24 protein-coding genes are annotated in these 25298 nt (G+C 74.4%); 10 read left to right on the forward strand and 14 right to left on the reverse strand.

What is annotated here, in order from left to right:
* Positions 1-33: 33 nt before the first annotated feature.
* Together IE237_RS33025 and IE237_RS33030 are read left to right on the forward strand one after the other, a co-directional pair.
* Positions 34-1308 carry a VWA domain-containing protein gene (locus IE237_RS33025; protein WP_189805843.1) on the forward strand — a complete coding sequence of 425 codons (1275 nt, stop codon included), beginning with the start codon at positions 34-36 and terminating at the stop codon, positions 1306-1308.
* The gene (locus IE237_RS33030) at positions 1308-2135 is read left to right on the forward strand and encodes a hypothetical protein (RefSeq protein WP_189805844.1); all 828 of its coding nucleotides are present in this window, start codon (positions 1308-1310) and stop codon (positions 2133-2135) included. The genes IE237_RS33025 and IE237_RS33030 overlap by 1 nt, the downstream gene beginning before the upstream one ends.
* Before the next feature lie 85 nt (positions 2136-2220).
* Here the strand turns inward: IE237_RS33030 and IE237_RS33035 are convergent, their stop codons facing one another.
* Positions 2221-3441, reverse strand: a complete 1221-nt coding sequence (locus IE237_RS33035) for an MFS transporter (protein WP_189805845.1) — start codon at positions 3439-3441, stop codon at positions 2221-2223.
* Positions 3442-3504: 63 nt separating this feature from the next.
* Here IE237_RS33035 and IE237_RS33040 point away from each other — a divergent pair, with 63 nt between their 5' ends.
* Positions 3505-3885 (forward strand): MerR family transcriptional regulator, encoded by a 381-nt coding sequence (locus IE237_RS33040; RefSeq protein ID WP_189805846.1) that lies wholly within the window; start codon positions 3505-3507, stop codon positions 3883-3885.
* On the opposite strand, the gene IE237_RS33045 is transcribed toward IE237_RS33040, so the two are convergent.
* Both IE237_RS33045 and leuA read right to left on the reverse strand, forming a co-directional pair.
* Complete coding sequence (locus IE237_RS33045; protein WP_189805847.1) at positions 3882-4712, reverse strand: ABC transporter ATP-binding protein; 831 nt, start codon at positions 4710-4712, stop codon at positions 3882-3884. The genes IE237_RS33040 and IE237_RS33045 overlap by 4 nt on opposite strands.
* 119 nt (positions 4713-4831) lie before the next feature.
* Positions 4832-6565: a 2-isopropylmalate synthase gene (gene leuA, locus IE237_RS33050; RefSeq protein ID WP_189805848.1), complete on the reverse strand. Its 1734-nt coding sequence runs from the start codon at positions 6563-6565 to the stop codon at positions 4832-4834.
* Between the two features lie 153 nt (positions 6566-6718).
* Here leuA and IE237_RS33055 point away from each other — a divergent pair, with 153 nt between their 5' ends.
* Entirely contained in the window at positions 6719-7411 is a 693-nt protein-coding gene (locus IE237_RS33055; RefSeq protein ID WP_189805849.1) for a FadR/GntR family transcriptional regulator, read from the forward strand.
* Positions 7412-7623: 212 nt separating this feature from the next.
* Here IE237_RS33055 and IE237_RS33060 read toward each other — a convergent pair whose 3' ends face one another.
* Positions 7624-8103 (reverse strand): (2Fe-2S)-binding protein, encoded by a 480-nt coding sequence (locus tag IE237_RS33060; protein ID WP_189805850.1) that lies wholly within the window; start codon positions 8101-8103, stop codon positions 7624-7626.
* 14 nt (positions 8104-8117) lie between these two features.
* Complete coding sequence (locus IE237_RS33065; RefSeq protein WP_229843200.1) at positions 8118-10499, reverse strand: molybdopterin cofactor-binding domain-containing protein; 2382 nt, start codon at positions 10497-10499, stop codon at positions 8118-8120.
* A 186-nt stretch (positions 10500-10685) separates the two neighbouring features.
* Here IE237_RS33065 and IE237_RS33070 point away from each other — a divergent pair, with 186 nt between their 5' ends.
* The 3 genes from IE237_RS33070 (at position 10686) to IE237_RS33080 (ending at position 13151) form a co-directional block, all read left to right on the forward strand.
* On the forward strand, positions 10686-11411 hold the full coding sequence (locus IE237_RS33070; RefSeq protein ID WP_189805851.1) for a class I SAM-dependent DNA methyltransferase: 726 nt from the start codon (positions 10686-10688) through the stop codon (positions 11409-11411).
* 459 nt (positions 11412-11870) lie between these two features.
* Entirely contained in the window at positions 11871-12644 is a 774-nt protein-coding gene (locus IE237_RS33075) for a type 1 glutamine amidotransferase (protein WP_189805852.1), read from the forward strand.
* Between the two features lie 69 nt (positions 12645-12713).
* The gene (locus IE237_RS33080) at positions 12714-13151 is read left to right on the forward strand and encodes an OsmC family protein (RefSeq protein WP_189805853.1); all 438 of its coding nucleotides are present in this window, start codon (positions 12714-12716) and stop codon (positions 13149-13151) included.
* Between the two features lie 22 nt (positions 13152-13173).
* Here IE237_RS33080 and IE237_RS33085 read toward each other — a convergent pair whose 3' ends face one another.
* Entirely contained in the window at positions 13174-13866 is a 693-nt protein-coding gene (locus tag IE237_RS33085; protein WP_189805854.1) for an RraA family protein, read from the reverse strand.
* Between the two features lie 118 nt (positions 13867-13984).
* Between IE237_RS33085 and IE237_RS33090 the strand changes: the two genes are divergently transcribed.
* Positions 13985-14491 carry a DinB family protein gene (locus IE237_RS33090; protein ID WP_189805855.1) on the forward strand — a complete coding sequence of 169 codons (507 nt, stop codon included), beginning with the start codon at positions 13985-13987 and terminating at the stop codon, positions 14489-14491.
* Between the two features lie 18 nt (positions 14492-14509).
* Here IE237_RS33090 and IE237_RS41030 read toward each other — a convergent pair whose 3' ends face one another.
* Both IE237_RS41030 and IE237_RS33100 read right to left on the reverse strand, forming a co-directional pair.
* On the reverse strand, positions 14510-14659 hold the full coding sequence (locus IE237_RS41030) for an NPCBM/NEW2 domain-containing protein (RefSeq protein ID WP_229843238.1): 150 nt from the start codon (positions 14657-14659) through the stop codon (positions 14510-14512).
* Between the two features lie 208 nt (positions 14660-14867).
* Positions 14868-16310, reverse strand: coding sequence for a carboxylesterase/lipase family protein (locus IE237_RS33100; RefSeq protein WP_189805857.1), 1443 nt, complete (start codon positions 16308-16310; stop codon positions 14868-14870).
* Between the two features lie 153 nt (positions 16311-16463).
* Between IE237_RS33100 and IE237_RS33105 the strand changes: the two genes are divergently transcribed.
* Complete coding sequence (locus IE237_RS33105) at positions 16464-16829, forward strand: hypothetical protein (RefSeq protein ID WP_189805858.1); 366 nt, start codon at positions 16464-16466, stop codon at positions 16827-16829.
* Between the two features lie 9 nt (positions 16830-16838).
* On the opposite strand, the gene IE237_RS33110 is transcribed toward IE237_RS33105, so the two are convergent.
* Positions 16839-17786 carry a quinone oxidoreductase family protein gene (locus IE237_RS33110; protein WP_189805859.1) on the reverse strand — a complete coding sequence of 316 codons (948 nt, stop codon included), beginning with the start codon at positions 17784-17786 and terminating at the stop codon, positions 16839-16841.
* 106 nt (positions 17787-17892) lie between these two features.
* On the opposite strand from IE237_RS33110, the gene IE237_RS33115 reads away from it, so the two are divergent.
* Positions 17893-18336, forward strand: coding sequence for a MarR family winged helix-turn-helix transcriptional regulator (locus IE237_RS33115; protein WP_229843241.1), 444 nt, complete (start codon positions 17893-17895; stop codon positions 18334-18336).
* A 23-nt stretch (positions 18337-18359) separates the two neighbouring features.
* Here IE237_RS33115 and IE237_RS33120 read toward each other — a convergent pair whose 3' ends face one another.
* The 5 genes from IE237_RS33120 to IE237_RS33140 are packed head-to-tail and all read right to left on the reverse strand — an operon-like array spanning position 18360 to position 25297.
* The gene (locus IE237_RS33120; RefSeq protein WP_189805860.1) at positions 18360-20675 is read right to left on the reverse strand and encodes an arylsulfatase; all 2316 of its coding nucleotides are present in this window, start codon (positions 20673-20675) and stop codon (positions 18360-18362) included.
* Positions 20672-21607, reverse strand: coding sequence for a formylglycine-generating enzyme family protein (locus tag IE237_RS33125; protein WP_370468325.1), 936 nt, complete (start codon positions 21605-21607; stop codon positions 20672-20674). The genes IE237_RS33120 and IE237_RS33125 overlap by 4 nt, the downstream gene beginning before the upstream one ends.
* Positions 21604-23472: an ABC transporter ATP-binding protein gene (locus tag IE237_RS33130; protein WP_189805861.1), complete on the reverse strand. Its 1869-nt coding sequence runs from the start codon at positions 23470-23472 to the stop codon at positions 21604-21606. Before IE237_RS33130 ends, IE237_RS33125 begins: the two co-directional genes overlap by 4 nt.
* A complete protein-coding gene (locus IE237_RS33135; protein WP_189805862.1) occupies positions 23469-24347 on the reverse strand; it encodes an ABC transporter permease in 879 nt (292 codons plus the stop codon). The genes IE237_RS33130 and IE237_RS33135 overlap by 4 nt, the downstream gene beginning before the upstream one ends.
* 5 nt (positions 24348-24352) lie before the next feature.
* Positions 24353-25297 carry an ABC transporter permease gene (locus IE237_RS33140; protein WP_189805863.1) on the reverse strand — a complete coding sequence of 315 codons (945 nt, stop codon included), beginning with the start codon at positions 25295-25297 and terminating at the stop codon, positions 24353-24355.
* Between the last annotated feature and the right edge of the window lies 1 nt (position 25298).

A 25298-nucleotide genomic window follows, 5' to 3' on the forward strand; every position in this document is an offset into this window, starting at 1 on the left:
GGTTTGTCGCACGATCATCAATACGATCCGGCGATGATCACGAGAAAACGGCTGGCGACCGGGGCCTGCGCGCTGCTCGCCGCCCTGAGCGTCGCGCTCCTGCCGACGGGCGCGGCCGCCGACGAGCCCGCGGCGAAGGAATCCCCCAAGGTCGAGCTGGTCCTCGACGTCAGCGGCTCCATGCGGGCCAAGGACATCGACGGCAAGTCCCGCATGGCCGCCGCCAAGCAGGCCTTCAACGAGGTCCTGGACGCGGTGCCCGAGGAGGTGCGGCTCGGCATCCGCACGCTCGGCGCCGACTACCCGGGGCAGGACCGCAAGCAGGGCTGCAAGGACACCCGGCAGCTCTACCCGGTGGGCCCGCTCGACCGCACCGAGGCCAAGACCGCGGTGGCCACACTGGCCCCGACCGGCTGGACCCCGATCGGTCCGGCACTGCTCGGCGCGGCCGACGACCTCGGCGAGGACGGGGCGACCAAGCGGATCGTGCTCATCACCGACGGCGAGGACACCTGCGCCCCGCTCGACCCGTGCCAGGTGGCACGGGAGATCGCGGCCAAGGGCATCCACCTCGTCATCGACACCCTGGGCCTGGTGCCGGACGCCAAGACCCGGCAGCAGCTCACCTGCATCGCGGAGGCGACCGGAGGCACGTACACCTCGGTCCACCGCACCGACGAACTCTCCCGCCGCGTCCGGCAGCTGGTCGACCGCGCGGCCGACCCGGTCGTCACCCCCGTGGCCACGCAGGGCGCGGTGCGCTGCGACAAGGCGCCGCAGCTGAAGCCCGGCCTGTACACGGACCGCGAGTCCTTCGGCGAGCACCGCTGGTACCGGGTGGACCTGCTGCCCGGCCAGGAACTGCGCGCCTCCGTCAGCGTGTCGGCCGACCGCGCCGTCAACAACGACTACGGGGTGCTGCTGCGCGCCGTCACCCTCCACGGCCGGGAGATCGTCCGCGGCTCCGAGGCGGGCGACGGACGCACGGACGTGATCTCGACCGGACTGCGCTACCCGAAGCCGGACCTCGACGACGGGCCCGGGGACGCGAAGCCGGCGGCCGAGACGGTCTGCCTCCAGGTCAGCAACTCCTTCTCCGCTCCCCCGTCGGTCAAGACGACGCCGGGCATGCCCGTCGAGCTGACGGTGGACGTCGTCGACGGCCCCTCGACCGCCTCGGACGTCGCCTCCTTCGGTCTGGGCCGCGGCTGGTGGCTGCTCGGCGTGCTGGTGCTCGCCGGCTTCCTGGCCGGTCTGCTCTGGGGCTGGCTGTCCCGCTGGCGCGTCGCTGTCTGGAGGACCAACTGATGCGTACCGCACGCATGCTCGCCACGGCCGCGCTCGCGGGCGCCGCCCTGCTCGGTCTCGCGGCCCCGGCCGCCCTGGCCGACTCGCCCAGCGCCTCGGCCTCCCCCTCGGACCAGGCCGGTCCCACGGAGGCGGGCACCACCTTCCGTACCGCCGCTCGCTTCCTCCCGGGGCAGCAGGCCACCGCGCAGGCCGCCACGGGTGACTACCTGTACTGGGTGTTCCCGGCGGACACCGGGGAGCGGCCGACCGTGAAGGCCACGGTCACCCTCCCGGACGCGGCCCTGCGGCACGGGCCCGCGACCTGGCGGGTCGACGTGTACGACGGGCTGCGGCGGCGCCAGCCCTGCATGTACGGGATGCAGTCCCGTACGGCGGCCGAGGACGCCGCGACCGTGGAGCTGGCCTGTGTGCTGCGCCCGGTCCGGGCCTCGGCCGACGCCTGGGCGAACGACCCGCTGCCGGGCAGCTACTACGTGCGGCTGACCGTCACGGGCCTGCCCGACGAGGACCTCGGGCAGCCGTTCACCGCCCGGATCGGTGCCGACGTCCTCGACAAGGGCGGCGCCTACGCCACGGACGGCTCGCTCGCGGCGCCGCTCGTCCCGGGGGCGACCACCGCCGACCAGGCCGAGGCGGACGCGGACGCGGGCCGGACCACCGCCGTCGAGGCGGCGGCCCCGGAGGACGGCTGGTCCTCCGGCTGGTGGTCCGACCGCTGGATCTGGACCCTGGCGGGCGGTGTCCTGGCGGCGCTCGCGGGCATCGGCGGCTACGTCCTGACGCGCGGCTCGGGCCGCCCGTCCCGGGTACCGCCGGCCGTCTGACACCCCGCAGCACGCGTCCGGAACGTACGGAGGCCCCCACCGCGCGCGGTGGGGGCCTCGGTGCGTGCGGAGGGACGAGCCGGCCTCACCCGCGGGCCGGGAATCCGTGGGCGCGGGCGCCGGTCACGACGGCCACCACCGGGACGAGCAGGGCGAGGACGCTCCAGGGCAGGGCGCCGGCGCCGAGCCGGTCGAGGAGCAGGCCGCCGGCGACACCGCCCGCCGCCATGGCCGCGTTCCAGAGGCTGACCAGCATCGTCTGCGCGGTGTCGGCGTCGTCCCCGCCCGCCTCCGCGACGGCCGTCTGCAGGAGGGTGGGCGCGCCGCCCCAGCCGAATCCCCAGAGCGCCGCGGCCACGAGGACCAGGGCGGTGTTCGCCGCGGGCACGGCGAAGGCGGCGGCGGCCACGGCGAAGAGGATCGCTCCGGCCAGGGTCAGCGCCCGGAGCCTGCGGTCGATGTGACGGCCCGTGAACCAGATCCCGGCGAGCGAGGCGGCGCCGAAGACCAGCAGGACGAGTCCGGTGGAGCCGGCGAGACCGCGGTGGTCTAGGTAGGCGGCGACGTAGGTGTAGAGCACGGTGTGCGCCAGCACGAGGGTGAAGGTGACCGCGAGGACCGGCAGGACGCCCGGGACCCGCAGCGTGCGGGCGACCGGGGCGCGCCCGCCGCGCGGTTCGCCCGGCAGGTCGGGGACGACGAGGGCGATCCAGCCGAGGAGCACGACGGCGATCACGGTCATGGCGGTGAACGCCGCCCGCCACCCGACCGCTTCACCGAGGAACGTGCCGGCCGGTACGCCCAGGGAGAGCGCGAGCGGGATGCCGGTCATCGCGACGGCCACGGCACGGCCCTGGAGGTGCGCCGGGGCGAGCCGGCGGGCGTAGCCGGCCAGCAGGGCCCAGGCGACGCCCGCGGCGACCCCGGCGAGGAACCGGGCGCCCATGGTGAGGGCGTACGAGGAGGAGACCGCGGTGACCGTGTTGGCGGCGGCGAATCCCGCCATCGAGGTGAGCAGGAGGCGCTTGCGGCGCCAGCCCGCGGTGCGCGCGGCGAGGGGGACGGCGGTGAGGGCCGTGCCGAGGGCGTAGCCGGTGACCGACTGGCCCATGGCGGCCTCGCCGACGCCGAGGTCGGCACTCATGGCCGGCAGAACCCCGGCGGGGAGGGTCTCGGTGAGGCTGGTGACGAAGACGGCGGTGGCGAGGGCGAGGAGCGCCGGGAGGGGCAGCCGGCCGGAGGCGGGGCGGGGTTCGGGGTGTGCGGGCGTGGCGGGACCGGCCGCCACTGTCGTGTCGTGGGTCATGTCCGTATGCTCGAACCCTCACATTGATGTGAGGGTCAAGCGATTCCCTGGAGGGGGCTTCCCATGCGGATCGGCGAGCTGTCCGAGCGCACCGGAACACCGCGCAGACTGCTGCGCTACTACGAGGAGCAGGGGCTCATCGTCGCGGACCGGCTGCCGAACGGCTACCGCGTCTACGACGCGTCGAACGTGGACCGGGTGATGCAGATCCGGGGCCTGCTCGACGCCGGTCTGCCGACCCGGATCATCAAGCAGATCCTGCCGTGTCTGAACAAGCCGCGGATGATCCACTTCCCCGACGCGACCCCGGAGATGCTGGAGACCCTGGAGAACGAGCGGGACCGGATGACCGACCGGATCCGCTGTCTGACCCGGAACCGGGACGCGGTGGCGGAGTATCTCGACGTGGTACGGGAGAAGTTGGCGGCGGGGTCGCCTGCCTAGCCCGCACCCTCCCTCAGGGCCTGTTTCGGATCATGCCGGGCTCGCGGGGCCGGGCTCCGGACGGTCCGTACGGCGTACCGGCCGCCGTGCCGCTCCACGGCGAGCGGCAGGCCGAAGCAGGCGCCGAGCAGCTCCCCGGTGAGCACGTGGTCGACGGGCCCCCGGGCCAGGGCCCGGCCCTCGCGGAGCAGCAGGGCGTGGGTGGTGCCGGAGGGCAGCTCCTCCAGGTGATGGGTGACCAGGACCGTGGCCAGATCCGGGTGTTCGGCGCCGAGCGTGTCCAGGGCGTCGAGGAGCTGCTCGCGGCCGGGCAGGTCGAGTCCGGTGGCGGGCTCGTCGAGCAGCAGGAGCCGCGGCTCGGGCATGAGGGCGCGGGCGATCAGGGCCCGGCCGCGCTCGCCCTGCGAGAGGGTGGTCCAGCGGGCGGTGTGCCGCCCGGCGAGCCCGAGGGTGGCGATCAGCCGGTCCGCCCGCGCCTCCTGCGCGGGGGTGGGTGTCCACCGGGGCGGCCGTTCGACGGAGCCGACGGCTCCGGTGAGGACGACGTCGCGGACGGCGAGGGCGGAGCGCAGCGGGTGGCGGGGCGTGACGTGGCCGATGGCGGTGCGCAGTTCACGGAGGTCCACCCGGCCGAGCCGGCGGCCGAGGACCTCCACCCGGCCGCGGGTCGGATGGGTCTGGGCGCCGAGCAGGCCGAGGAGGGTGGTCTTCCCGGCGCCGTTGGCTCCGAGGAGCGCCCAGTGCTCCCCGGTCCGGACCGTGATCGTGATGTCGCTCAGGAGCGGGTTCCCCTCCCGGACGACGGTGACGTCCTCGGCGTGGAGCACGGGCGGCCCGGCGGAGGGTGGGGGCGGCCCGGCGGGGTGCGCCCCGGCAGCGTGTGCGGGCGCGGCCTGAAGCGGGGGAACGGCGGGGTGCGGGGGCAGGGCGGGGTGCGGGGCCCGGTTCACGCCGTGTACGTCCGGTTCACGGCGGAGAGGACGGCCTGCACGGAGGCGGTGAGGACGGAGGTGTCCAGGCCGGCGCCCCAGGCGGTGCGGTCCCCCACCCTGCACTCGGCGTAGGCGGCGGCCTCGCCCGCGCTGCCGGTGGTGACGGCGTGCTCGGTGAAGTCGAGCACGTCGACGGGGACTTCGGCCCGCGCGAGGGCGTCGGCCAGGGCGGAGAGCGGCCCGTTGCCCCGGCCCTCCGCCGGTGCGGTGCGGTCGCCGACGCGCAGCACGCAGGTGAAGCGGTGGCCGCCCGCCGCGTCGCGGTCCGTGCTCCAGGACTCCAGGGCGACGGGTCCGGCGCCCCGGCCGGGTTCCAGGTACGCCGCGTGGAAGAGCGCGCGGAGGTCCTCGGGGGTGGCCTCGCCGCCGCTGTCGTCGGTCGCCGCCTGGACGGTCCGCGAGACGTCCGGGCGCATCCGCTCCGGCAGGTCGAGGCCGTGGTGCGTGCGGAGCAGATGGGCGACGCCGCCCTTGCCGGACTGGGAGTTGACGCGGATGACGGCTTCGTAGCCACGGCCGAGGTCGGCGGGGTCGAGGGGCAGGTAGGGCACGTTCCAGGGGGCCAGCTCCGGCGGGATCCCGGCCTCGGCGGCGTCCTTGGCGTGCCGGGCGAGGCCCTTGCTGATGGCGTCCTGGTGGGTGCCGGAGAAGGCGGTGTGGACGAGGTCTCCCGCGTAGGGGTGACGGGGGTGCACGGGGATGCGGTTGCAGTACTCGACGACGTCGCGGACGGCGTCGATGTCGGAGAGGTCGAGCATGGGGTCGACGCCCTGGGCGAAGAGGTTGAGGGCGAGGGTCACCAGGTCGACGTTTCCGGTGCGTTCGCCGTTGCCGAAGAGGCAGCCCTCGACGCGCTGGGCGCCGGCGAGGACGGCGAGCTCGGCGCAGGCGACGCCCGTACCGCGGTCGTTGTGGGGATGGACGGAGAGGATGACGGAGTCGCGGCGGGCCAGGTGGCGGTGCATGTACTCGATCTGGTCGGCGTACACGTTGGGGGTGGAGATCTCGACGGTCGCGGGCATGTTGTGGGTGACCGGCCGGTCGGGGCTCGCGTCCCAGAGCGCGGTGAGGCCGTCGCACAGCTCCAGGACGTAGTCCGGCTCGGTGAGGTTGAAGGTCTCCGGGGAGAACTGGAAGCGGATGTCGGCGCCGGGGCGGGCCTCGGCGAGCCGCGCCATGAGCGTGGCGGCCTCGTGGACGGTGCGCCGGACCTCGGCGCGGTCGCGGCCGAGGACGGTGTCGCGCCAGACCGGCGAGGTCGCGATGTAGAGGTGGACGACGGCGCGGGGCAGGCCGTCCAGGGCCTCGAAGGTGCGCTCGATCAGTTCGGGGCGGGCCGGGGTGAAGACGACCGGGGTGACGTCCTCGGGGACGGCCCCGCCGGCGACGAGTCCGGCGAGATGGCGGACGAAGTCGAAGTCGGCGCGGCTGGCGGAGGGGTAGCCGACCTCGATCTCCTTGAAGCCGGTGCGGACGAGCAGGTCGAAGAAGCGGTGCTTGCGGTCGGTGTCCATGGGCTCGGCGAGGGCCTGGTTGCCGTCGCGGAGGTCGACGGGGACCCAGAGCGGGGCGCGCTCCAGACGGGCGGCGGGCCAGTCGCGGGCGAATTCGGGGACGTGGACGCGGTCCTGGAAGGGGCGGTAGCGGTGGTGCGGCATGGGACCGGGCCGCTGGGGATTGCGGATCATGGCCGGTACCGTAACCACTCCTCAGCTCCTCAGACAAGTACTCCTCAGACAAGTTCGGGTAGATTCCTCGGCAGCGTTCCCGTGATCCGGAGAGCGCGCCCACGATCCGGAGCGGCGGAGAGACTCCGGCCCCTCAGAGAAACAGGTGACCCCATGACGCTCGGTGCCCTGCGTCCCAGCCCCCTGGTCGAACAGGCCGCCGAGCGGCTGCGCGAACAGATCGTCCGGGGTCACTGGCCGGTCGGCACGAAACTCCCCGGGGAGACGACGCTCGCCAAGGAGCTGGGCGTGGGGCGCTCCACGGTCCGCGAGGCGCTGCGGGCCCTGGCGGGTGCGGGGCTCGTCCAGCCCCGGCAGGGCGCGGGCGTCTTCGTGATCGCGACCCGCCCGACGGAGGACTGGCCGGCCCGGCTGCGCAGGGCCGCGGTGACGGACGTCTACGAGGTGCGGATGCTGGTCGAGGTGGAGGCGGCGCGCCTGGCGGCGCAGCGCCGGACCGAGGAGGACGTGACGGCGATGCGGGAGGCGCTGGCCGGGCGGCGCGCGGCGGCCGCGCTCGACGACGCGGGCTTCGTCGACGCCGACATCGCCCTGCACGCGGCGGTCGTGGCGGCGGCGCGCAACCCCGTCCTGACCGATCTGTTCGGGGAGTTCGCGCCGGTGCTCCGCGAGGGCCTGATCGAGCTGCTCGACCTGCTCGGGCTGCGGGGCACCGACCTCCGGCACGGCGAGGACGCCCACGCCGACGTGGTCCGGGCGGTGGAGGAGGGCGACCCGGAGGAGGCCGCCCGGCTGACCCGGCAGGAGCTGGAGTCCACGCTCGCCCTGCTGCAGTCGGCGCCCTGACCCCGCGGGGCGGTACGGGACCGGACAGAGGCGTACGAGTCGGGCCGGGTCGACGAGGACGACGGGCACCCCGTCGCCCCGGACGACCCGGCCGAACAGCCCGGCCGACCGCTCGCGCTCGGGCACGTCCAGCCCGGACGGCGGCCCCTCCGTCCTGCGGCAGGTCTCGGTGGAGAATTCCTCGGCGACGCGCTGCGTGGTGCGCACCCCCCTCACTCCATGCGGCGGGCACCCTCCAGGACGGCCTGCCGGATGCGGTGGTAGGTGCCGCACCGGCAGATGTTGCGGATGGTGTCGAGGTCGGCCTCGGTCACCTCGTGTCCGGCCTCGCGCGCCCGGCGGACGGTGGCCACGGCCGCCATGATCTGGCCCGGCTGGCAGAAGCCGCACTGGGCGACGTCGAGGTCGAGCCAGGCCTCCTGCATCGGGTGGAGTTCGGCGCCGACGGTGTCCGGGAGTCCCTCGATGGTGGTGATCTCGTCGGTGGGGGCCACGTCGTCGACGCGCACGGCGCAGGGGGTGAACGCCTTGCCGTTCAGGTGGCTCGTACAGGCCCGGCAGACGCCGACCCCGCAGCCGTACTTGGGGCCGGTGACGCCGAGGACGTCCCGGAGGACCCAGAGGAGCCGGACGTCGCCCTCGACGTCGGCGGTGACGGCCTTGCCGTTCAGGATGAAGGTGTGCTGCGGCACGGGGGCTCCAGGTCTCAGATGGTGCGGTCGCGGCCGTCGGTGGGCGAGGCCGGGACGGGCGGGACGGTCGGCAGGGGGGTGAAGGCGAGCGGCTCGGCGTGGTTGACGGGGAAGACGGTCGGCATCGTGCCGGTGGCCCGCCCGTAGGCACAGGCGACGGCCGCCATGGCGCCGGCGACCGCCAGCTCCCCCGCGCCGCCCGGCTTGTCGCCGCTCGGGGGCATCACGATGATCTGGAGCTCGGGCGGGGTGTTCCACTGCCGGGTGTAGAAGTACTGGTCCCAGCTGCCTTCGAGGAAGTGCCCGTCGCGCAGGTGGAGTCCCGAGGTCAGGGTGATGGCGATGCCGTCGGCGATGCCGCCCATCATCTGGGCCTCCAGGCCGCGCGGGTTGACCGCGAGGCCGACGTCGACGGCGCAGACCACCTTGGTCACGCGCGGCCCGGTGTACGCGTTGGGGACCTTCCGCCCGGTGGTCTCGGGCCGGCAGTCGATCTCGGCGAGGATCGCGACGGCCGAGTGGTACTCGGTGTGGACGGCGATGCCCTGCGCCGTGCCGGCCGCCATGCTCCGGCCCCACTCCCCCGCCTCGGCGACCTTGTCGAGGACGGCCCGGGCCCGCGCGTCCTTGAGGAGGCGGCGGCGCATCGCGTACCCGTCCTGGCCCATCCGCCTGGCCAGTTCGTCCATGACGAGCTCCTGGGCGCAGCGGACGTTGGGCGAGTAGATGTTCCGCATGGAGCCGGTGTTGAAGCCCTTGTCGGTCTCGGCGAGGAGCTGGGTGGTGACGCCGAGGTGGTACGGGCTGATCTGGGTGAGCTGGAACATCGTCTGGGAGAAGGCGGCGTCGGCGACCGGGAGCCGGGCCGCCTCCGCCGTCAGGACCTCGCCGATGCCGTGCCCGAAGTCGGTGGCGACGGAGGTGTGGCGCTGCTCGTACGTGAGGACCTCGCCGAGCGAGTACGTGGCCCGGACCCGGGAGGTGGACATCGGGTGCGTACGGCCCTGGCGGAAGTCGTCGGTGCGGTGCCACATCAGCTTCACGGGCTTGCCGAGCGCCTTCGAGATCTCGGCGGCCTCGTGGGCGGCGTCGGAGAACAGCTTGCGGCCGAAGGAGCCGCCGCCCTCGGTCACATGGACGCGGACGGCGGTGGGCGGCAGTCCGAGCTTGAGGGCGATCTGCTCCTGGGCGACGATCGGTGCCTTGAGCGAGGCCCAGATCTCCGCGGAGTCCTGACGCACATCGGCGATCGCGCAGTTGGTCTCCAGGGCGGCGTTGCTGGCGAAGTGGAAGGTGAAGCGGGCGTCGACGGCCTTGGTGAGGAGCGGCAGCGCCGGGACCACGAGGGGGAGTTCGGCGCGGCGGAGCTTCTCCAGGACCGTGGCGTCGGAGGCGCCCTCGGCGGTGCCGGGCCCCCAGTCGACGCGGAGGGCGCGGACGGCGTCGACGCACTGGCCGAAGGTGCGGCCGCGGACGGCGACGCCGGTGGAGACGGTGACGACGTCGGTGATGCCGGGCATGGCCCGCACCTCGGCGAGGTTGGCCACGGAGCGGACGGTGCCGTTGATGGTGGGCGGGCGGCAGACCATGGTGGGCAGCGCGTCCGGCACCTGGAGGTCCATGGCGAACTTCTTGCGCCCGGTGACCGCTTCGAGGGCGTCCACCCGGCGCTGGGCGGTGCCGATGACGCGGAAGCGGTCCGGGTCCTTGAGCGTGACCTCCACCGCCGCGTCGGCGAGGGCGGCGGCCTTCACGGCCAGTTCTCCGTAGCCGAGGAGCGCGCCGGCCGGGGAGACGACGGCGCCGGCCTTCGTGGTGAGGGTCTCGACGGCGGCGCCGAGGACGAGGGAGGCGGCGTGGAGCAGGCGGCCCCGGGCGAGGGCGGCGGCGACCCGGATCGGGGTGTAGGTGGAGTAGGTGGTGTTGGAGCCGCCGGTGAGCTGGTTGAAGAGCAGCTCGGGGCGGGCGTCGGCGAGGGTGACCTTCACCTTGTCCAGGGGCAGGTCGAGTTCCTCCGCGACGATCATGGCGCTGGAGGTGGTGACGCCCTGGCCGACCTCGGCGCGGGGCAGGGCGAAGTGGGCCGTGCCGTCGGTGTCGATCCGGATGGTGATGAGGCCGCTCGTGGGCAGGGCCGCGAGCGTGAGCAGCTCGTTGAGGTCGAGCAGTTCGGCCGGGCCGGGCAGTGAGGGGATCAGCGCGGGTGCCGCCGCGGCGGCCTGACGCGGGGCGAGGGCCTCGACGCCGAGCTGGGCGGCGACGGTCAGGGTGGGCGCGGCGAGCACGTACCCGAGGAACCGGCGGCGTCCGATGCCGGGTTCGCTCCCCCGGGCCGCGCCGCCGTCCCCGGTGCCGCTCGTGTGGTGGTCGTCCCGCACGGGGTGCCGCCTCGCCATTCGGTGTGCCCTTTCGCCATGGACCCGGCCCGCTACTGCCGAGTATTCTCAGTGGCGACGATCATCGCGCATACGCGGGACGGCGGGGAGCCGTTCGACGTGGACGTCTTGTGGGGGACGTCTCACGCGGACGCCGTGGCGGCGACGCCGTGGGGGTCCGTCCCAGCGTCGTCATAGGGTCCCGCCATGACCGAAGCCGCGCACGTCACCGCCGCCCACCACCCGACCGAAGCCGAACACGGCGCACCCGCCCACCGCCCGGCCGAAGCCGCGCACACCGCGGCCACCCGCCGCTCCTACGACACCGTCGCCGTCGACTACGAGAGGCTGCTCGCGGACCAGTTGGCGACGACGCCGCTGGACCGGGCGATGATCGCCGGCTTCGTGGAGAAGGTGGAGGCGGCGGGCGGGCCGCGCACGATCGGCGACCTCGGGTGCGGGACGGGCCGGGTGACCTCCCATCTGCGGGACCTCGGTGCCGAGGCCTTCGGCGTCGACCTGTCGCCCGGGATGGTCGCGGTCGCCCGGGACACCTACCCGGGCCTGCGCTTCGAGGTCGGTTCGATGACCGCGCTCGCCCTGTCCGACGGCTCGCTCGGCGGGGTCCTCTCCTGGTACTCGACGGTGCACATGCCGGAGGACGAACTCTCCGCCTGCTTCGCCGAGTTCCACCGGGTCCTCGCGCCCGGCGGACACGCGCTGATCGCTTTCAAGGTGGGGGACGAGCGGGTACGCCTGGAGCGGGCGTACGGACACGAGGTCACCCTCGACGTGTACCGCTGGTCACCCGACCGTCTCGCGGGACTTCTGTCCGCGGCGGGTCTCGTCGAGTCGGCTCGCCTGGTGAGGGAGCCGGACCCCGCGGAGCGCACGCCGCAGGCCTTCCTGCTGGCGCGCAGGCCGCGCGGCTGAGCCGGGTCGCGCGGGGCCGGGTCGCATGTCCGAGGCACGGCCGCGGAGGCGCGCGACGGGGCGGAGGCGGGCGCCCGAGCGGAGCTGGGCCCGGGAGATCCGGGCGCGCTGGCCGCCGCCCGCGATCATCGCGTTGACGGAGACCATCGGGTCGCCCCCGACCGACCTGGCGAGCAGCGCGCCGACGACCAGCGGGCCGAGGGCCACCACGAGGGCCGTGCCGGTGGCGGTGACGTGCTGGAGGCGGCGTGCGCGTCGGGCGTCGAAGGTCATGACCCCAGTCCATCAGCGGGCGGCGGCCGCCGTATCGGTCGACGTACTCAGCCTCCGGTACCGCGCTACTCAGATGTGATCACGCACGGGTCCCCGAGGGCTCCCGCACCGGCTCCGCTTCGGAGATCCTCGGGGGGAGCGAACGCGCCTGGCGTTCCCGGGGCTGGACGTGGAGGCGGGGCGACCGTGACGACGGAGACGAAGGAGACAGGGGTGGCGTGCGGGGCACCCGCCGTCCTCGTGGTGCAGCACGAGGAGGACGCCGGGCCCGGCCTCGTCGGCGAGCACCTGGCGGGGACCGGGCTCCGCCTCGACGTGATCCGCGCGTGGGAGGGCGAGGCGCTCCCGGAGAGCCTCGGCGGCCACGCGGGGCTGATCGTCCTCGGCGGGTCCGTGAACTGCGAGGACGACGAGTCCGCGCCCTGGCTCCCCGGGGTCCGTACGCTCGTCCGCGAGGCCGTGGCCGGGGAGGTGCCGCTGCTCGGGATATGCCTGGGCGGGCAGATCGTCGCCCACGCGCTGGGCGGTTCGGTGGCGCGGCGGGTCCAGGGGCCCGAGGTCGGTGCCGTACCGCTGCGCAGGCTGCCGGCCGCCGAGGGCGACCCGGTGCTCGGCGGGGTGCCGGAGGGCGCCCCCGCGGCGCAGTGGCACTGGGACGAGGTGGACCGCCTCCCGGCCGGCGCCGTGCCGCTGCTGTCCGGCGACGACTGCCCGTACCAGGCGTTCCGGGTCGGGAGCGTGGGCTGGGCCCTGCAGTTCCACCCCGAGGCGGGCGGCGAGACGGTCGCGTCGTGGGCGGTCGGCGACGCCGAGCACCTCCGCGCGGCGGGCGTCGACCGGGAGGCCGCGGTGGGGTCGGTACGGGAGGCGGAGCCGGAACTCCGCGCGGTCTGGGGGGCGGTGTCCGAGGCCTGGGGCTCGGTCGTCCGTGCCCACGCGGGCGCGTCGCGGGGCGTCTGAGTCCCGGGTCCCGCCGCCCCGGCGCGTACCGTACGAGCACACGCACGTGAACGAAGGAGCTTCGCCGCCATGGCCGACTACCGGATCGAGACCGTCCGCACCGGGTACCGGAACTGGACCGCCCGCAACGACCGGGGCGCGGAGGTCCGGATGGCCGCCGCCGACGACGCGGACGCGCAGCCCTCGTTCACCCCGGTCGAGTTGCTGCTGGCGGCGATGGGCGGCTGTGGCGGCCTCGTCATCGACCGGACGGCACGGGCGGTGGACCACGACGACCTGCGGATCGTGGTGGAGTCGGTGTCGGGTCCCGAGGACGACGGCCGGGTGGGCCGGATCCGGGTGAGCTACGAGTTCGACCTGCCGGACAACAACCCGAAGGCGGCGGAGGTCTTCGCCCGGGGCGTGCGCCTGACGCACGAGAAGTTCTGCACGGTCAGCCGGACCGTGGAGCACGGCGCACGCGTGGAGGCGATCCTGCCGGACGGCACGGTCGGCTTCGAGGGCTGACCCGCCGCCCCGGGTGCCCGGGTCACTCCTCGATCGCGCCGCCGATCCGGCGCAGGTGCCGGCGGAAGGTGTACGAGGGGTCCTCGGCGCGGCCCGCGAGGTACGCGTCGAACCGGGTCTGCGCGCGCAGGGTCTCCCCCGCCCTGATCCGGCGGGCCTGTTCCCGCTCGGTGCGGAAGAGGGCCCGGGCGGCTTCCAGGACGGCGTCCGCGCGTGCGGCCGCCACGAAGACCACGCCGTCGTCGTCCCCGAAGACCATGTCGGCGGCGGTCACCTCGTGGTCGCCGCACCGCGCGGCCGTCAGCGCGTCCGGGTCCCGGTCGTCGAGGCGCACGGGGCCGGGCGCGTACCGTCCGTACGAGAAGACGGGCAGGCCGATCTCGACCAGGTCCGGGGTGTCACGGTGCAGCCCCCAGACGACGAGCCCGGCGACGCCGGCGGCCTCCGCCTCCAGGACGGCGAGGTCGCCGACGCAGGCCTCGTCGCGGCGGCCCGCGTTGTCGACGACGAGGACGTCCCCGGGTGCGGCGTGCGCGAAGGCCTCCAGGAAGACGTCCACGCTCCCGTAGTGGCGTGCGGGCAGCACCCGCCCGGCGACGCGCTGCCCGGCGACGACGGGCAGGATCCCGGCGGGCGCGGCGCGCAGCGGTTCCCCGAGCCGCACACAGGCGTCGGCGATCAGCGGGGTGGAGAGGCCGGCGAAGTCCTCGGTCATCTGGGATCCGATCCGTCCGTGGCGGGTGCGGTGGGCCGGACCGATGCTAGGCGCCGTTCTGCCGGGGCCGCCGTAATTCCCTCGACATCGGCCACGGTGATCGGGGAGGCTTCGCGCGATGACCAGAATCGACGACACACCGCCCGCGTGGGACGAGCGCACGCAGCTCACCTCGTTCCTCGACTACGCCCGTGACACCGCCCGCGCCAAGTGCGAGGGCGTCTCCGCGGAGAACGCCCGCAAGGCGCTCCTGCCGGGCTCGCCGCTGATGACCCTGAGCGGACTGATCAACCACCTCCGCTGGGTCGAGTACTACTGGTTCCGGGTGGTCTTCCTCGGCGAGGAGGACCTGGGCCCCTGGACGGAGGACGACCCCGACCGCGAGATGCGCGTCGCCGTCGACTTCCCGCTCTCCCAGCTGCTCGACGAGTACGCCGAGGAGAGCGCCCGCCACCGCGAACTGGTCGCCGGCAGCAGCCTGGACGACAAGGCCCGGCGGACCGTCCGCAGCGGCGTCCACGTCGACCTGCGCTGGATCCTCCTCCACCTCACCGAGGAGACGGCCCGCCACAACGGCCATCTCGACATCCTGCGCGAGCTCCTCGACGGCACGACCGGCGACTAGGAACTCCCCGGGCCGGAGCTACCCGACCGTGACGTGGGCCAGGGCCCAGGACGTGTGGTCGAAGGAGGTCTTGGCGTTGGCGTCCGAGACCTCCAGGCGCAGGACGCGGACGCCCCGGACGTCGAGGTCCACCGGGACGGGGCCGGTGGCGGCGGGGTGACCTGCCACGTGGTGGTGAGCCGCGCGCCGGGTGCGAGCTGCCCTGCGGTGGTGGCCGTGGTGGCCGGCAGGCGGCGGGTGCGGGTGGCGGACGTCGTCCGAACAGCGGTCCCTGGTACGGGATTCGGCTGTCGGTCGATCATCGGCGCACCCGCCCCGGGGAACCATGCACGGCGCGTGAAGAACGTGTGACACGGTCCCGGGGCGGCCGCCCCGCTCAGTCGAGCCAGAGTGCGCGGACCCGGTTCACGGGGTCGGCGGCGATCCGGGGCTCCGCGTCCCAGATCTTCGTGGCGCGCTCCTCCGCGGTGTAGCGCGGCCAGTCGGCGCCCGGGTCCTGGTCGGTGACGAAGGCGACCCATGCCCGGTGCATCGCGTCGGCGAGTGCCCGCGGCGGCTCGTCCCCGGCGACGGCCGCGACCCCTTCGGCGTCCAGGACGTCGAAGGCGAAGGGCAGGTCCAGGCAGTGGAAGGCGAGGCCGAGGGCGGGCGAAGGCCAGCGGAACTCGTAGAACCAGGTGGGACGTCCGAGAGCGGCGCGGGCGTCCGCGACGGCGAGGTTGGGGGCGCGGAAGACGGTGTCCGTCAGCGCCTGGCCGAAGTACCGCTCCTCGCCGGCCGCCGCGTACGCCTCGGCGAAGGCGTCCGCCCGGGCGGGGTCCAGGCCGAGCCCGGCGAGGAGGACGGGCAGCGGCGGGCCGTCGGGGCCGGGCGCGGGGAACATCGAGAACTCGTCCTCGGTGAAGCCGAGCATCAGCGGTACGCCGGCTCCCGCCTCGCCCGTCGTCAGGGCGTCCAGGACGGGTACGGGGATCAGCTCGCCGTCGGCGAAGGGGGCGAGGGCCAGCATCGGCGGCAGGCCCTCGCGGTCCGGGCCCGGCTCGGACATGCGGTCCTGGAGGTCGAGGAGCTCGTCGTCCGTCAGGTCGCGTAGGGCGGCGACGGTGGCCGGGACGCCCGTGCGGGAGGTGAGGAGGCGGGCCGCGGCGCGGGCCACCTCGGGGCCGTCGGGCCGCATGACGGCACCGGAGACGGAGAGCGCGCCCCGGAACAGGCCCTTCGCCGACGGAACCGCGAGCAGGGTCTGCACCGCACCACCACCCGCCGACTGACCGGCGATCGTGACCTTCGCCGGATCACCGCCGAACGCTTCGATGTTGTCCCGCACCCACTCCAGGGCCGCGATCCAGTCCCGCACACCCCGGTTGTCCGGAGCGCCCTCCAGGTGCAGGAACCCCTCGATCCCGAGCCGGTAGCCGACCGAGACCAGGACGACACCGTCCCGGTTGAACGCGGACCCGTCGTACCACGGACTCGCCGCCGAACCCGCCACGTACCCGCCGCCGTGGATCCAGACCAGCACCGGCAGTCCCGCCCCCGGAGCGACGTCGGGCGTGAACACGTTCAGGTTCAGCACCCCCTCACCCGGGATCGACGGCTCCGGGATCGTGGTGACCTCCGCGAAGGGGCGACGCTGAGCCGTCGGCCCGTACGCGGTGGCGTCCAGCGGCTCCGACCACGCCTCCGGCTCCACCGGCGCGGCGAACCGCAGCTCACCCACCGGCGGCTGCGCGTACGGGATGCCCAGGAACCGCAGACTGCCGTCCGCACGGCGCTCGCCGCGCACGGGTCCTCGGGCGGTGGTGACGATGGTGCTCATGGGGTGCTGCTCCTTCTGCGCGGGCTCACGGGGCCGGAGAATGAGCCTGTCATCGCCTACTTACACGTGTCAATCCTCTGGGCGGCGGCAGCCCGGCCCCTAGACTCGGAAGCTCGTGACAGACCCGCGGGTCCAGGGGGAAGGCGGCCGGCGATGAGGTGGGATCCCGATGCCGTGGTGGGGGTGCTCGTCGCCCTGCTCGGGGTGGGTCTCGTGACCGCCGGGGTGGTCTGGAAGGGCCGCGCGGTGAGGCCGTTCGCCGCGTCGCGGGCGCGCTCCGTCGCCCAGCGGGAGTACGCCCGGGACCTCCAGCGGGCCGCCGATCACGTGATCGCGGCGGCCCGCGGCTCCGCCGGCGAGGGCGAGCCGGCGATCGTCACCGTCGAGGCGGTGCGGCGCATGACCGAGGAACGGTACGGCTACACCGGAGTGGAGCGGCGGCACGCGGCGGCGGCGCTCCGCCGCCGGTTCGAGCACGGGCGGTGCGCCGCCGACTGCGTCACGGACGCCTTCGGGTGATGATCCCGCTCAGGCGACGCGGAGCACGCTCTTGCCGTGGGTCACGCCCTCGGCGAGGTGCCGCACGGCGAGGTCCAGGTCCCCGAGGGCGTACTCGGCGGTGATGTCGAGGCGGACCGCGCCGTCCGCGATGTGCCCGAGTGCGCGGCGGGCGCTGTCGGCGAGCCGCTCGGGGTCGGTGCGGGCGAGCAGGTTGCTGTTGTAGGTGAGGAGCGACGCGCCACGGCCGAGGAGGTCGTTCGCGTCGGCGAGGACGGGTTCGTGCGGGGCGAGGCTGCCGTACGCCACCAGGCGGCCGTGCGCGGCGAGCCGTTCGAGGCCGGCGGTGCGGGTGGGGCCGCCGACCGGGTCGAGGACGACGTCGGGCCGCTCCTCGTCCAGGCCGGCCGGGAACTCCTCACGGAGCAGGAGCCGGTCGTACCCGAACTGCCCGGCGTAGGCGGCCCTTTCGGCGGTGCCGACCACGCCGACGACGCGGCGGGCGCCGGCGAGGCGGGCGAACTGGGCGGCGAGGGTGCCGACGGAGCCCGCGGCGGCGTGGATCAGCACGTTCTCGCCGGGCAGCACCCGCGCGACGGTGTTGATCAGGTCGTAGGCGGTCGGCGCGCCCCAGCCGAGGCCCGCGGCGGTCCGCAGCGGCAGGTCGCCGATGTCGAGGGCGAGCGCGGCGGGCGCCAGGACCACTTCGGCGCAGGCGCCCGAGGTGGTGAGGGCGGTGACGGCCTCGCCGACCCGGCGGGGGTCGACACCCTCGCCGACGGCGACGATGTGCCCCGACGCCTCGAAGCCGGGGACGAAGGGACGCGGTACGGGGAAGTGGCCGGCCCGGACCATGGCGTCGCCCCACTGGATCCCGGCGTAGGCCACGCGGATCGCCACCTGGCCCGGGCCGGGGACGGGTTCGTCGCGTTCGGCGACGCGGTAGTGGTCGTCGGCGTCGAGGACGACAGCCTTCATGATGACAGCCCCCTGGGTTGACTCAGTATCCTTACAGTCGAGAACGGTAGGTATATAAGGTTCCTGAGTCAACCCATGAACCTGCTACAAGAGGAGTGGGGACGCGGTGGAAGCACCGATCGACAGCGACCTGTGCACCCGGATCCGACGGTCCGAGCAGGCCCTGATGGGACATCACGAGGCCGTACTGCGCGCCTACGGGCTGACCATGACGCAGTACACCGTGCTGCTGGCCCTCGCGCGCGAAGGCGGTATGTCCGGCGCCCAGTTGGCCCGGTCCTGCGGCGTCACCCAGCAGAGCATGAGCAGCGTCCTGGCCAACATGGAGACCAAGGACCTGATCCTCCGCGAGGCGTCCCCCGTGCACGCCAAGGTGCAGATCGCCACGCTCACGGAGGCGGGCCGGGCGCTCCTCGACCGCGCCTACCAGGAGGTGATCATCCTGGAGCGGGCCCTCACCGAGGCGTTCACCCCCGCCGAGCACGCCGCGCTCTGCTCCCTCCTGGAACGCGCCACGGAGGTCCTGATCCAGCAGACGCGCGGCGCGTAGGCCCCGCCTTCCGGCAGCGGCCGCTACTCGAAGGCCGCTGCGGCCTGCTTCAGGGCGGTCGCGACCGTCTCCGGGGCGTCGGGGCCGAGGGCGCCGGGCCGGTAGGTGACCGAGCGGAGGCGGCCGGTGAAGCGGAAGGAGCGGTGGCGTTCGTAGAGGGGCCAGGAGACCGGGGACTTGCGGTCGACACCGACGCTGACGCCCTGGAAGGGGGCCATCCCGATGAGCTGGTGGACGCTCTCCGGCGCGGCCCGGTGCTCGCCGTCGACGGTGACGGCGAACCGCCAGCGGAGTCCCTCCTCGGCCGTCGCGGTCAGGAGGATCTCGTGGGGGCCGGCGGCGAGCGGGCCCGCGTCGGTCTCGTGGAGGTCTCCGTACTCGTTGTACGCGAAGGCCAGCCGGCCGTTCTCGACGTACAGGCTGTAGCCGCCGCCCTGGTCGCCGTGGGAGACGAGGACGCCGTCGCCGGTCTCCTCGACGGCCACGGCGATCTCGAAGGAGCGGAGCGAGACGAGCCGGGAGGAGCGGTAGCGCTCCAGTTCCGGAGTGCCGGGGAGCAGGGTCAGGGGACGGGAGAACCGCTCCTCCGCGGGGTTGCGGCGGGCGAGGGCGCCGCTGTGGTCGGGGAGCGGGAAGACGCCGTTGAGCCGGGCGGCCTCCTCCCAGGCGGCCGCGAGCTCCTTCACGAGTCCGGGGTTCCCGGCGGCGAGGTCGTGGATCTCGGTGGGGTCGGTCCGGATGTCGTACAGGGCCCATTCGGAGTCGTCGTAGGGGGTTCCGGGCCGGTGCAGGGTGACGAGTTTGCGGCCGTCGCGGTAGTGGCTCCGGTTGCCGGTCATCTCGCAGTACTGCTCGGGGTGGGTGGAGTCGTGGGAGGGGTCGGCGAGGACGGCGGCGAAGCTGGTTCCGTCGGGTTCCTGGAGCGGGACGCCCCGGCGGGCCTCGGGGCGGGTGAGGCCGGCGAGTTCGAGGAGGGTGGGCGTGATGTCGGTGACGTACTGGTACTGGGCGCGGTGCCCCGTGGCGAGCCGGCCGTCCCTCACGCCGTCGGGCCAGGAGAGGACGAAGGGGACGCGGACGCCGCCCGCGTAGGTGTGCCCCTTGTAGAGGCGGAAGGGGGTGTTGGAGGCCATGCCCCAGCCCCGGGGGTAGTGGACGAGGCTGCGGGGGCCGCCGATGAGTGCGGGGTCGCGGTCGACGTCGGGGTTCCAGTCGCCGGGGAGGCGGGGGTGGTAGACGAAGCGGCTGAAGTAGGAGCGGGTCCCTTCGAGTCCGCCCTCGCCCGTGCCGCCGTTGTCGGAGGTGAAGACGACGATCGTGTTGTCGAGTTCACCGAGTGCGGCGAGGGTGTCGGTGAGGCGGCCGAGGTTCTGGTCGATGTTGTCGACGAGGGCCGCGTACACCTCCATGTAGCGGGCGTAGAGGCGCTGCTGATCCTCCGTCAGTGAGTCCCAGGCGGGGACGTCGAGTCCGGCCTCGCTGTTGCGCTCGGGCAGTTCGGTGCCGGGCGGGAAGAGTCCTGCGGCGAGCTGGGCGGCGAAGCGGCGCTCGCGCAGGGCGTCCCAGCCCTCGTCGTAGCGGCCCCGGTGGCGGGCGATGTCCTCGGCCTTGGCCTGGAGGGGTCCGTGGACGGCGTTGTGCGCGAGGTAGAGGAAGAAGGGCTTGTCGGGGTCGTGGGCGCGCAGCGACTTCACCATGGAGATCGCCTGGTCGGTGATGTCGTCCGTGTAGTAGTAGTCGTCGGGGAACTCGTCGATGTCGAGCGGGCTGTTGTCCCGGACGAGCTGGTGCGGGTGGAAGAGGCTGGTGAGGCCCTCCAGGACGCCGTAGTACTGGTCGAAGCCCTTCTGGAGCGGCCAGTTGCCGCGGTGGTCGGCGGCGTTGGAGGCGGAGTCGCGGACCAGGTGCCACTTCCCGACGGCGTAGGTGGCGTAGCCGGCGTCGTGGAGGAGTTCGGCGAGGGTGGGGATGTCCTCGGCGACCTCCATGCCGTATCCGGGGAACCCGGGGTCGGAGTTGGCGACCATGGCGTAGCCGACGCGGTGCGGGTTGAGGCCGGTGAGCAGGGCCGCGCGGGCCGGGGAGCAGAGCGGCATGGTGTGGTAGTTGCCGAGCCGCACGCCGGCCTCGGCCAGTCCGTCGAGGACGGGGGTGGGGATCTCGGAGCCGAAGGGGCCGATGTCGCTGAACCCCATGTCGTCGACGAGGACGACGACGATGTTGGGGGCCTGGGCGGGCGGGGCGGTACGGGTGGGCCAGGCGGGTTCGGACTCGGCGAAGGTGCGGCCGACGCGGCCGGCGAAGCCCTCGTAGGGGTCGCGTCGGGGAGCGGTGCTCATGCGGGGGCGGGTCCTTCCGGGGTGAGGTCGCGGGCGCAGCGGAAGCCGCCGTGGCCGGTGGAGGAGTCGGGGGTGTTGTGGGAGCGGGCGGCGACCCGGTAGCGGTTGCAGTAGGAGGCGTGGCAGAGGTACGAGCCGCCGCGGATGACGCGTTCGCGGCCGTCCCGGTCCCAGGGGTCGGCGCACCACTCCCAGACGTTGCCCGAGGTGTTGTACAGGCCGAATCCGTTGGGCCGGTACGCCGTGACGGGGACGGTGCCGATGCGTCCGCCGGGCCGTTCGGAGCGGTGCGGGAAGTCGCCGATCCAGGTGTTGCACCTCTCGCGTCCCGCGGGGGTGAGTTCGTCGCCCCAGGGATAGCGGGCGCCGTCGAGGCCGCCGCGAGACGCGTACTCCCACTCGGCCTCGGTGGGGAGCCTGAGGCCGGCCCAGGCGCAGTAGGCGAGGGCGTCGTCGTGCGAGATGTGGACGACGGGGTGGTCGGCGCGTGCTTCGAGGCCGGAGCCGGGGCCCTCCGGGCTGTGCCAGGCGGCCCCGGAGACGCCGAGCCACCAGGGGGCCTGCGGGACCTGTCCGAGGACATGGGGTTCGGCGGCGGGGTGAAGGAGGAGGTGGAAGACGAAGGAGGAGCCGAAGCGTTCGGCGTCGGTGCGGTGCCCGGTGGCCTCGACGAACGCGGCGAACCGGGCGTTGGTGACGGCGGTCGCGTCGATCGCGAAGGGGGCGACGGTGACGTCCCGCACGGGCCCCTCGCGGTCGGCGCGGTATCCCTCGCCGAACGCGTCGCCCATCCGGAAGGTACCGCCCGGCAGCTCCACCATGGGGTGGGCGGGCGGAGCGGTGCGGACGGTCGGCAGCGGGAGGAGCTCCGGGGCGGCCGTGTGGCCGGCGCAGCCCGTGCGGCCGCGGCCCGGGGTGCAGCACGCGCTCATGCGGACACCGCCTCGGGCACGCGGCGTACGGGCACGGGTTCGGGCGCTGCGGCGAGCAGCGCCCGTGTGTACGGGTCGCGGGGGTGCTCGCACAGCTCGTCGGCGCCACCGGTCTCCACGATCCGGCCGTCGTGCATGACGGCGATGCGGTGGCTGACCTGGCGGACGACGGCCAGGTCGTGGGCGATGAAGACGAGGGCGAGGCCGAGGTCGCGCTGGAGGTCGGTGAGCAGGCCGACGATCTGGGCCTGGACGGAGACGTCGAGGGCCGAGACGGGTTCGTCGCAGATGAGGACGTCCGGTTCGGGGGCGAGGGCGCGTGCGATGCCGATGCGCTGGCGCTGGCCGCCGGAGAAGGAGCGCGGGTGCCGGTCGGCGGCGGCCGGGTCGAGGCCGACGAGGCGGAGGAGTTCCGCGACGCGGTCGGCCCGCTCCCCGGGGGCGCCGATCGCGAAGGCGCGCAGCGGTTCGGCGACGATCTCGCCGACGGTCATGCGGGGGTTGAGGGAGGCGTAGGGGTCCTGGAAGACCATCTGGACCCGGCGGCGTACGGCGTGCAGCTCGGCGCGCCCTGGGCGGGTGACGTCCCGGCCGTCGAGGAGGATGCGGCCGCCGTCGGCGGGGTGGGCGTGGGCGAGGACCCGGGCGAGGGTGGACTTGCCGGAGCCGGACTCGCCGACGATGCCGAGGGTCTCCCCCGCCGCGAGGGTGAGGGAGACGCCGTCGAGGGCGGTGAAGCGGCGCCGGCGGCTGCCGTACGTCTTGCTCAGCGACTCGGCGGTGAGGACGACGCGGCCCGGTGCGGGCCGGTCGATGCGGGCGGGCACCGGGGGCGCCGCCGGGGGTTCGGTGTCCTCGTCGGGTCCGGCGAGCGCGGCACGTGCGGCCCGTTCGGCGGCGGGGAAGCAGGCGGCGCGGACGGTGCCGCCGGCGTCGGCGAGCGGGGGTGCGGCGGTGTGGCAGCGGTCCTCGGCGAGGGCGCAGCGGGCGGCGAAGGCGCAGCCGGTGAGCGGGAGGCTCAGGTCGGGCGGGGTGCCGGGGATGCCGGTGAGGCGGGTGCCGGAGGGGGCGGAGAGCCGGGGCACCGCGGCGAGGAGGCCGGCGGTGTAGGGGTGGCGCGGGCGGGTGAGGACCTCGGCGGTGGGTCCGTCCTCCACGACGGTGCCGCCGTACAGGACGAGGACGCGTGCGCAGGAGCGGGCGACGACGCCCATGTTGTGGGTGATGAGCACGAGCGCGGTGCCGGTGGTGCGGGTGAGCTCTCCGAGGAGGGTGAGGATCTGGTCCTGGACGGTGGCGTCGAGGGCGGTGGTGGGTTCGTCGGCGAGGAGGACGTCGGGTTCCCCCGCGAGGGCCATGGCGATGAGGACGCGCTGGCGCTGGCCGCCGGAGAACTGGTGGGGATGGTCGTCGAGGCGGCGCTCGGGGTCGGGGATGCCGACGAGACGCAGGAGTTCGACGGCGCGGGCCCGGCGGGCCCGCTTGTCGGTCCCGCCGTGCGCGCGGAGCACCTCGTCGAGGTGGCGGCCGACGGTGAGGACGGGGTTGAGGGCCGTCATCGGGTCCTGGAAGACCATGCCGATCCGGGCGCCGCGGACGGCCCGCAGCCGGTCCTCCCCCGCCGTGGCGAGGTCCTCGCCGTCGAGGCGTACGGTGCCGCCGCTGATCCGTCCGGTGCCGGGAAGCATCCGGAGCAGGGCGAGCGCGGTGGTCGACTTCCCGGAGCCGGACTCCCCGACGACGGCGAGGGTCTCGCCCCGCCGCAGCGTGAAGGAGACGTCCCGGACGGCGTGCAGGGTGCCGCCGTCCGGGGTGGTGAACTCCACGTCCAGACCTCGGACTTCGAGGAGCGGTGGGGTGGTCATCGGCGTATCTCCCGGTTCAGTGCCTCGGCGGCCAGGGAGAGGCCGAGGACGAGCGCGGTCACGGTCACGAGCGGTCCTGCGGCGAAGTGCGGGGCCTGCGCGAGGTAGGGCATGGACTGGCTGAGCACGGCGCCGAGGGTGGGTTCGGGGGGCCGGACGCCGACGCCGAGGAAGCTCATGGCGCCTTCGACGAAGACGGCGACGGTGAGGGAGACGGCGATCTGGACGACGAGCGGGTCGGCGGTGTTGGGCAGGATGTGCCGGGTGAGGATCCGGCCGCCGGAGGTGCCGCCGACGCGGGCGGCCGTCACGTACTCCCGGCCGCGCTGGACGAGGATGCCGGTGCGCAGGAGCCGTCCGAAGACGGGGATCTCGGCGAGGGCGATGACGAGGATCACGGGCAGCCGGCCGGGGCCGAGGATCGCGGTCACGGCGAGCGCGAGGATCAGTCCGGGGAAGGCGAGGATCAGGTCGAAGGTCCGCTGGACGACGGTGTCGAGGACCGGGTGCGCGGCCGCGGCCAGGGCGAGGAGGCAGCCGAGGGCGGCGCCGAGGGGTACGGCGGCGGCGATGATGCCGAGGTCCGCGCGGATGCCGTACAGGAGGCGGGCGAGGAGGTCGCGGCCGAGGTCGTCGGTGCCGAGCGGGTGGCCCGGGGTGCCGGGTGCGGCGAGCGACAGGCCGCTCTGGTCGGTGGGGCCGTGTCCGGTGAGCAGCGGGGCGAGGAGTCCCGCGAGGACGACGACGCCGACGAGGGCGAGACCGGTGCGGCCGCGAGCGGTGGCGAGGGCGGCGCGGTGGGCGTGGCGGGGGCGGCGCGGGGCGGTCCTGGTCCCGGCCGGCTTCGTACGGGCGGGGGGCGTGTGCGTGGTCATGGCGGTCACTCCCACCTGATCCGGGGGTCGAGCCAGGCGTGGACGAGGTCGGTGAGCAGCTGGACGAGGACGAAGACGGTGACGAGGAGGAGCAGGAGGTCCCGGACGACGGGGTAGTCGCGGCGGACCAGGGCCTGTTCGGCGAGTTGTCCGAGGCCGGGCCAGGCGAAGATCGCCTCGACGAGGACGGCGCCGCCGAGGAGGTGGCCGGTCTGCATGCCGAGGAGGGTGACGACGGGCGGGAGGGCGTTCGGCAGGGCGTGCCGCCGGAGGATGCGGCGGGGTGTGATGCCGGCGGCGGTCGCGGTGCGGACGTAGTCCTCGGCGAGGGCGCGTTCGATGCCGTCCTTGAGGTAGCGGCCGAGGACGGCGGCGCTGGGCAGGGCGAGGCAGAGCGAGGGCAGCAGCAGGTACTGGACGCCGAGGTCGGGTGCGGCGAGGAGGGGGACGCGGCCGCCCGGGGGCAGCACGCCGAGGAGGACGGAGAAGAGGAGGACGAGGAGGACGCCGGTGACGAAGGGCGGCACGGCGAGGGCGCCGGTGGTGAGGACCCGGACGGTGCCGAGGACCCAGCGGTTGCGGGCGGTCGCGCCGAGGATGCCGAAGGCCGCGCCCAGGACGACGACGAACAGCAGGGCCCCGAGGGTGAGTTCGACGGTGGCGCCCAGACCGTCGCCGATGAGGTCGGCGGTCCGGCCGCCGATCGCGTACGACGGTCCGAGGTCGCCGGTGAGGAGGTCGCCGAGCCACCGTACGTACTGGGTGGGCAGGGGTGCGTCGAGGCCGAGGCGGGCCCGGATGGCGGCCTCGGTCTCGGGGCTCGCGTCGGGTCCGGCGAGGACCGCGGCGGGGTCGCCCGGGACGAGCCGGAGGACGGCGAAGACGAGGAAGGAGGCGGCGAGGAGGACGAGGAGGGCGGAGGGGAGTCTCCGCAGGAGGTAGCCGCGCATC

It is taken from the genome of Streptomyces tanashiensis (assembly GCF_014648895.1).
GTDB classification, from domain to species: Bacteria; Actinomycetota; Actinomycetes; order Streptomycetales; family Streptomycetaceae; genus Streptomyces; species Streptomyces tanashiensis.

Excerpts from the sequence above, each read along its gene's own strand:
- IE237_RS33090 (WP_189805855.1), top strand. The coding sequence starts at position 13,985 with ATGACCAGAATCGACGACACACCGCCCGCGTGGGACGAGCGCACGCAG.
- IE237_RS33130 (WP_189805861.1), bottom strand. The coding sequence starts at position 23,472 with ATGACCACCCCACCGCTCCTCGAAGTCCGAGGTCTGGACGTGGAGTTC.
- IE237_RS33040 (WP_189805846.1), top strand. The coding sequence starts at position 3,505 with ATGCGGATCGGCGAGCTGTCCGAGCGCACCGGAACACCGCGCAGACTG.
- IE237_RS33135 (WP_189805862.1), bottom strand. The coding sequence starts at position 24,347 with ATGACCACGCACACGCCCCCCGCCCGTACGAAGCCGGCCGGGACCAGG.
- IE237_RS33140 (WP_189805863.1), bottom strand. The coding sequence starts at position 25,297 with ATGCGCGGCTACCTCCTGCGGAGACTCCCCTCCGCCCTCCTCGTCCTC.
- IE237_RS33110 (WP_189805859.1), bottom strand. The coding sequence starts at position 17,786 with ATGAAGGCTGTCGTCCTCGACGCCGACGACCACTACCGCGTCGCCGAA.
- IE237_RS33105 (WP_189805858.1), top strand. The coding sequence starts at position 16,464 with ATGAGGTGGGATCCCGATGCCGTGGTGGGGGTGCTCGTCGCCCTGCTC.
- IE237_RS33025 (WP_189805843.1), top strand. The coding sequence starts at position 34 with ATGATCACGAGAAAACGGCTGGCGACCGGGGCCTGCGCGCTGCTCGCC.
- IE237_RS33055 (WP_189805849.1), top strand. The coding sequence starts at position 6,719 with ATGACGCTCGGTGCCCTGCGTCCCAGCCCCCTGGTCGAACAGGCCGCC.
- IE237_RS33070 (WP_189805851.1), top strand. The coding sequence starts at position 10,686 with ATGACCGAAGCCGCGCACGTCACCGCCGCCCACCACCCGACCGAAGCC.
- IE237_RS33100 (WP_189805857.1), bottom strand. The coding sequence starts at position 16,310 with ATGAGCACCATCGTCACCACCGCCCGAGGACCCGTGCGCGGCGAGCGC.
- IE237_RS33035 (WP_189805845.1), bottom strand. The coding sequence starts at position 3,441 with ATGACCCACGACACGACAGTGGCGGCCGGTCCCGCCACGCCCGCACAC.
- IE237_RS33080 (WP_189805853.1), top strand. The coding sequence starts at position 12,714 with ATGGCCGACTACCGGATCGAGACCGTCCGCACCGGGTACCGGAACTGG.
- IE237_RS33120 (WP_189805860.1), bottom strand. The coding sequence starts at position 20,675 with ATGAGCACCGCTCCCCGACGCGACCCCTACGAGGGCTTCGCCGGCCGC.
- IE237_RS33030 (WP_189805844.1), top strand. The coding sequence starts at position 1,308 with ATGCGTACCGCACGCATGCTCGCCACGGCCGCGCTCGCGGGCGCCGCC.
- IE237_RS33085 (WP_189805854.1), bottom strand. The coding sequence starts at position 13,866 with ATGACCGAGGACTTCGCCGGCCTCTCCACCCCGCTGATCGCCGACGCC.
- leuA (WP_189805848.1), bottom strand. The coding sequence starts at position 6,565 with ATGATCCGCAATCCCCAGCGGCCCGGTCCCATGCCGCACCACCGCTAC.
- IE237_RS33065 (WP_229843200.1), bottom strand. The coding sequence starts at position 10,499 with ATGGCGAGGCGGCACCCCGTGCGGGACGACCACCACACGAGCGGCACC.
- IE237_RS33125 (WP_370468325.1), bottom strand. The coding sequence starts at position 21,607 with ATGAGCGCGTGCTGCACCCCGGGCCGCGGCCGCACGGGCTGCGCCGGC.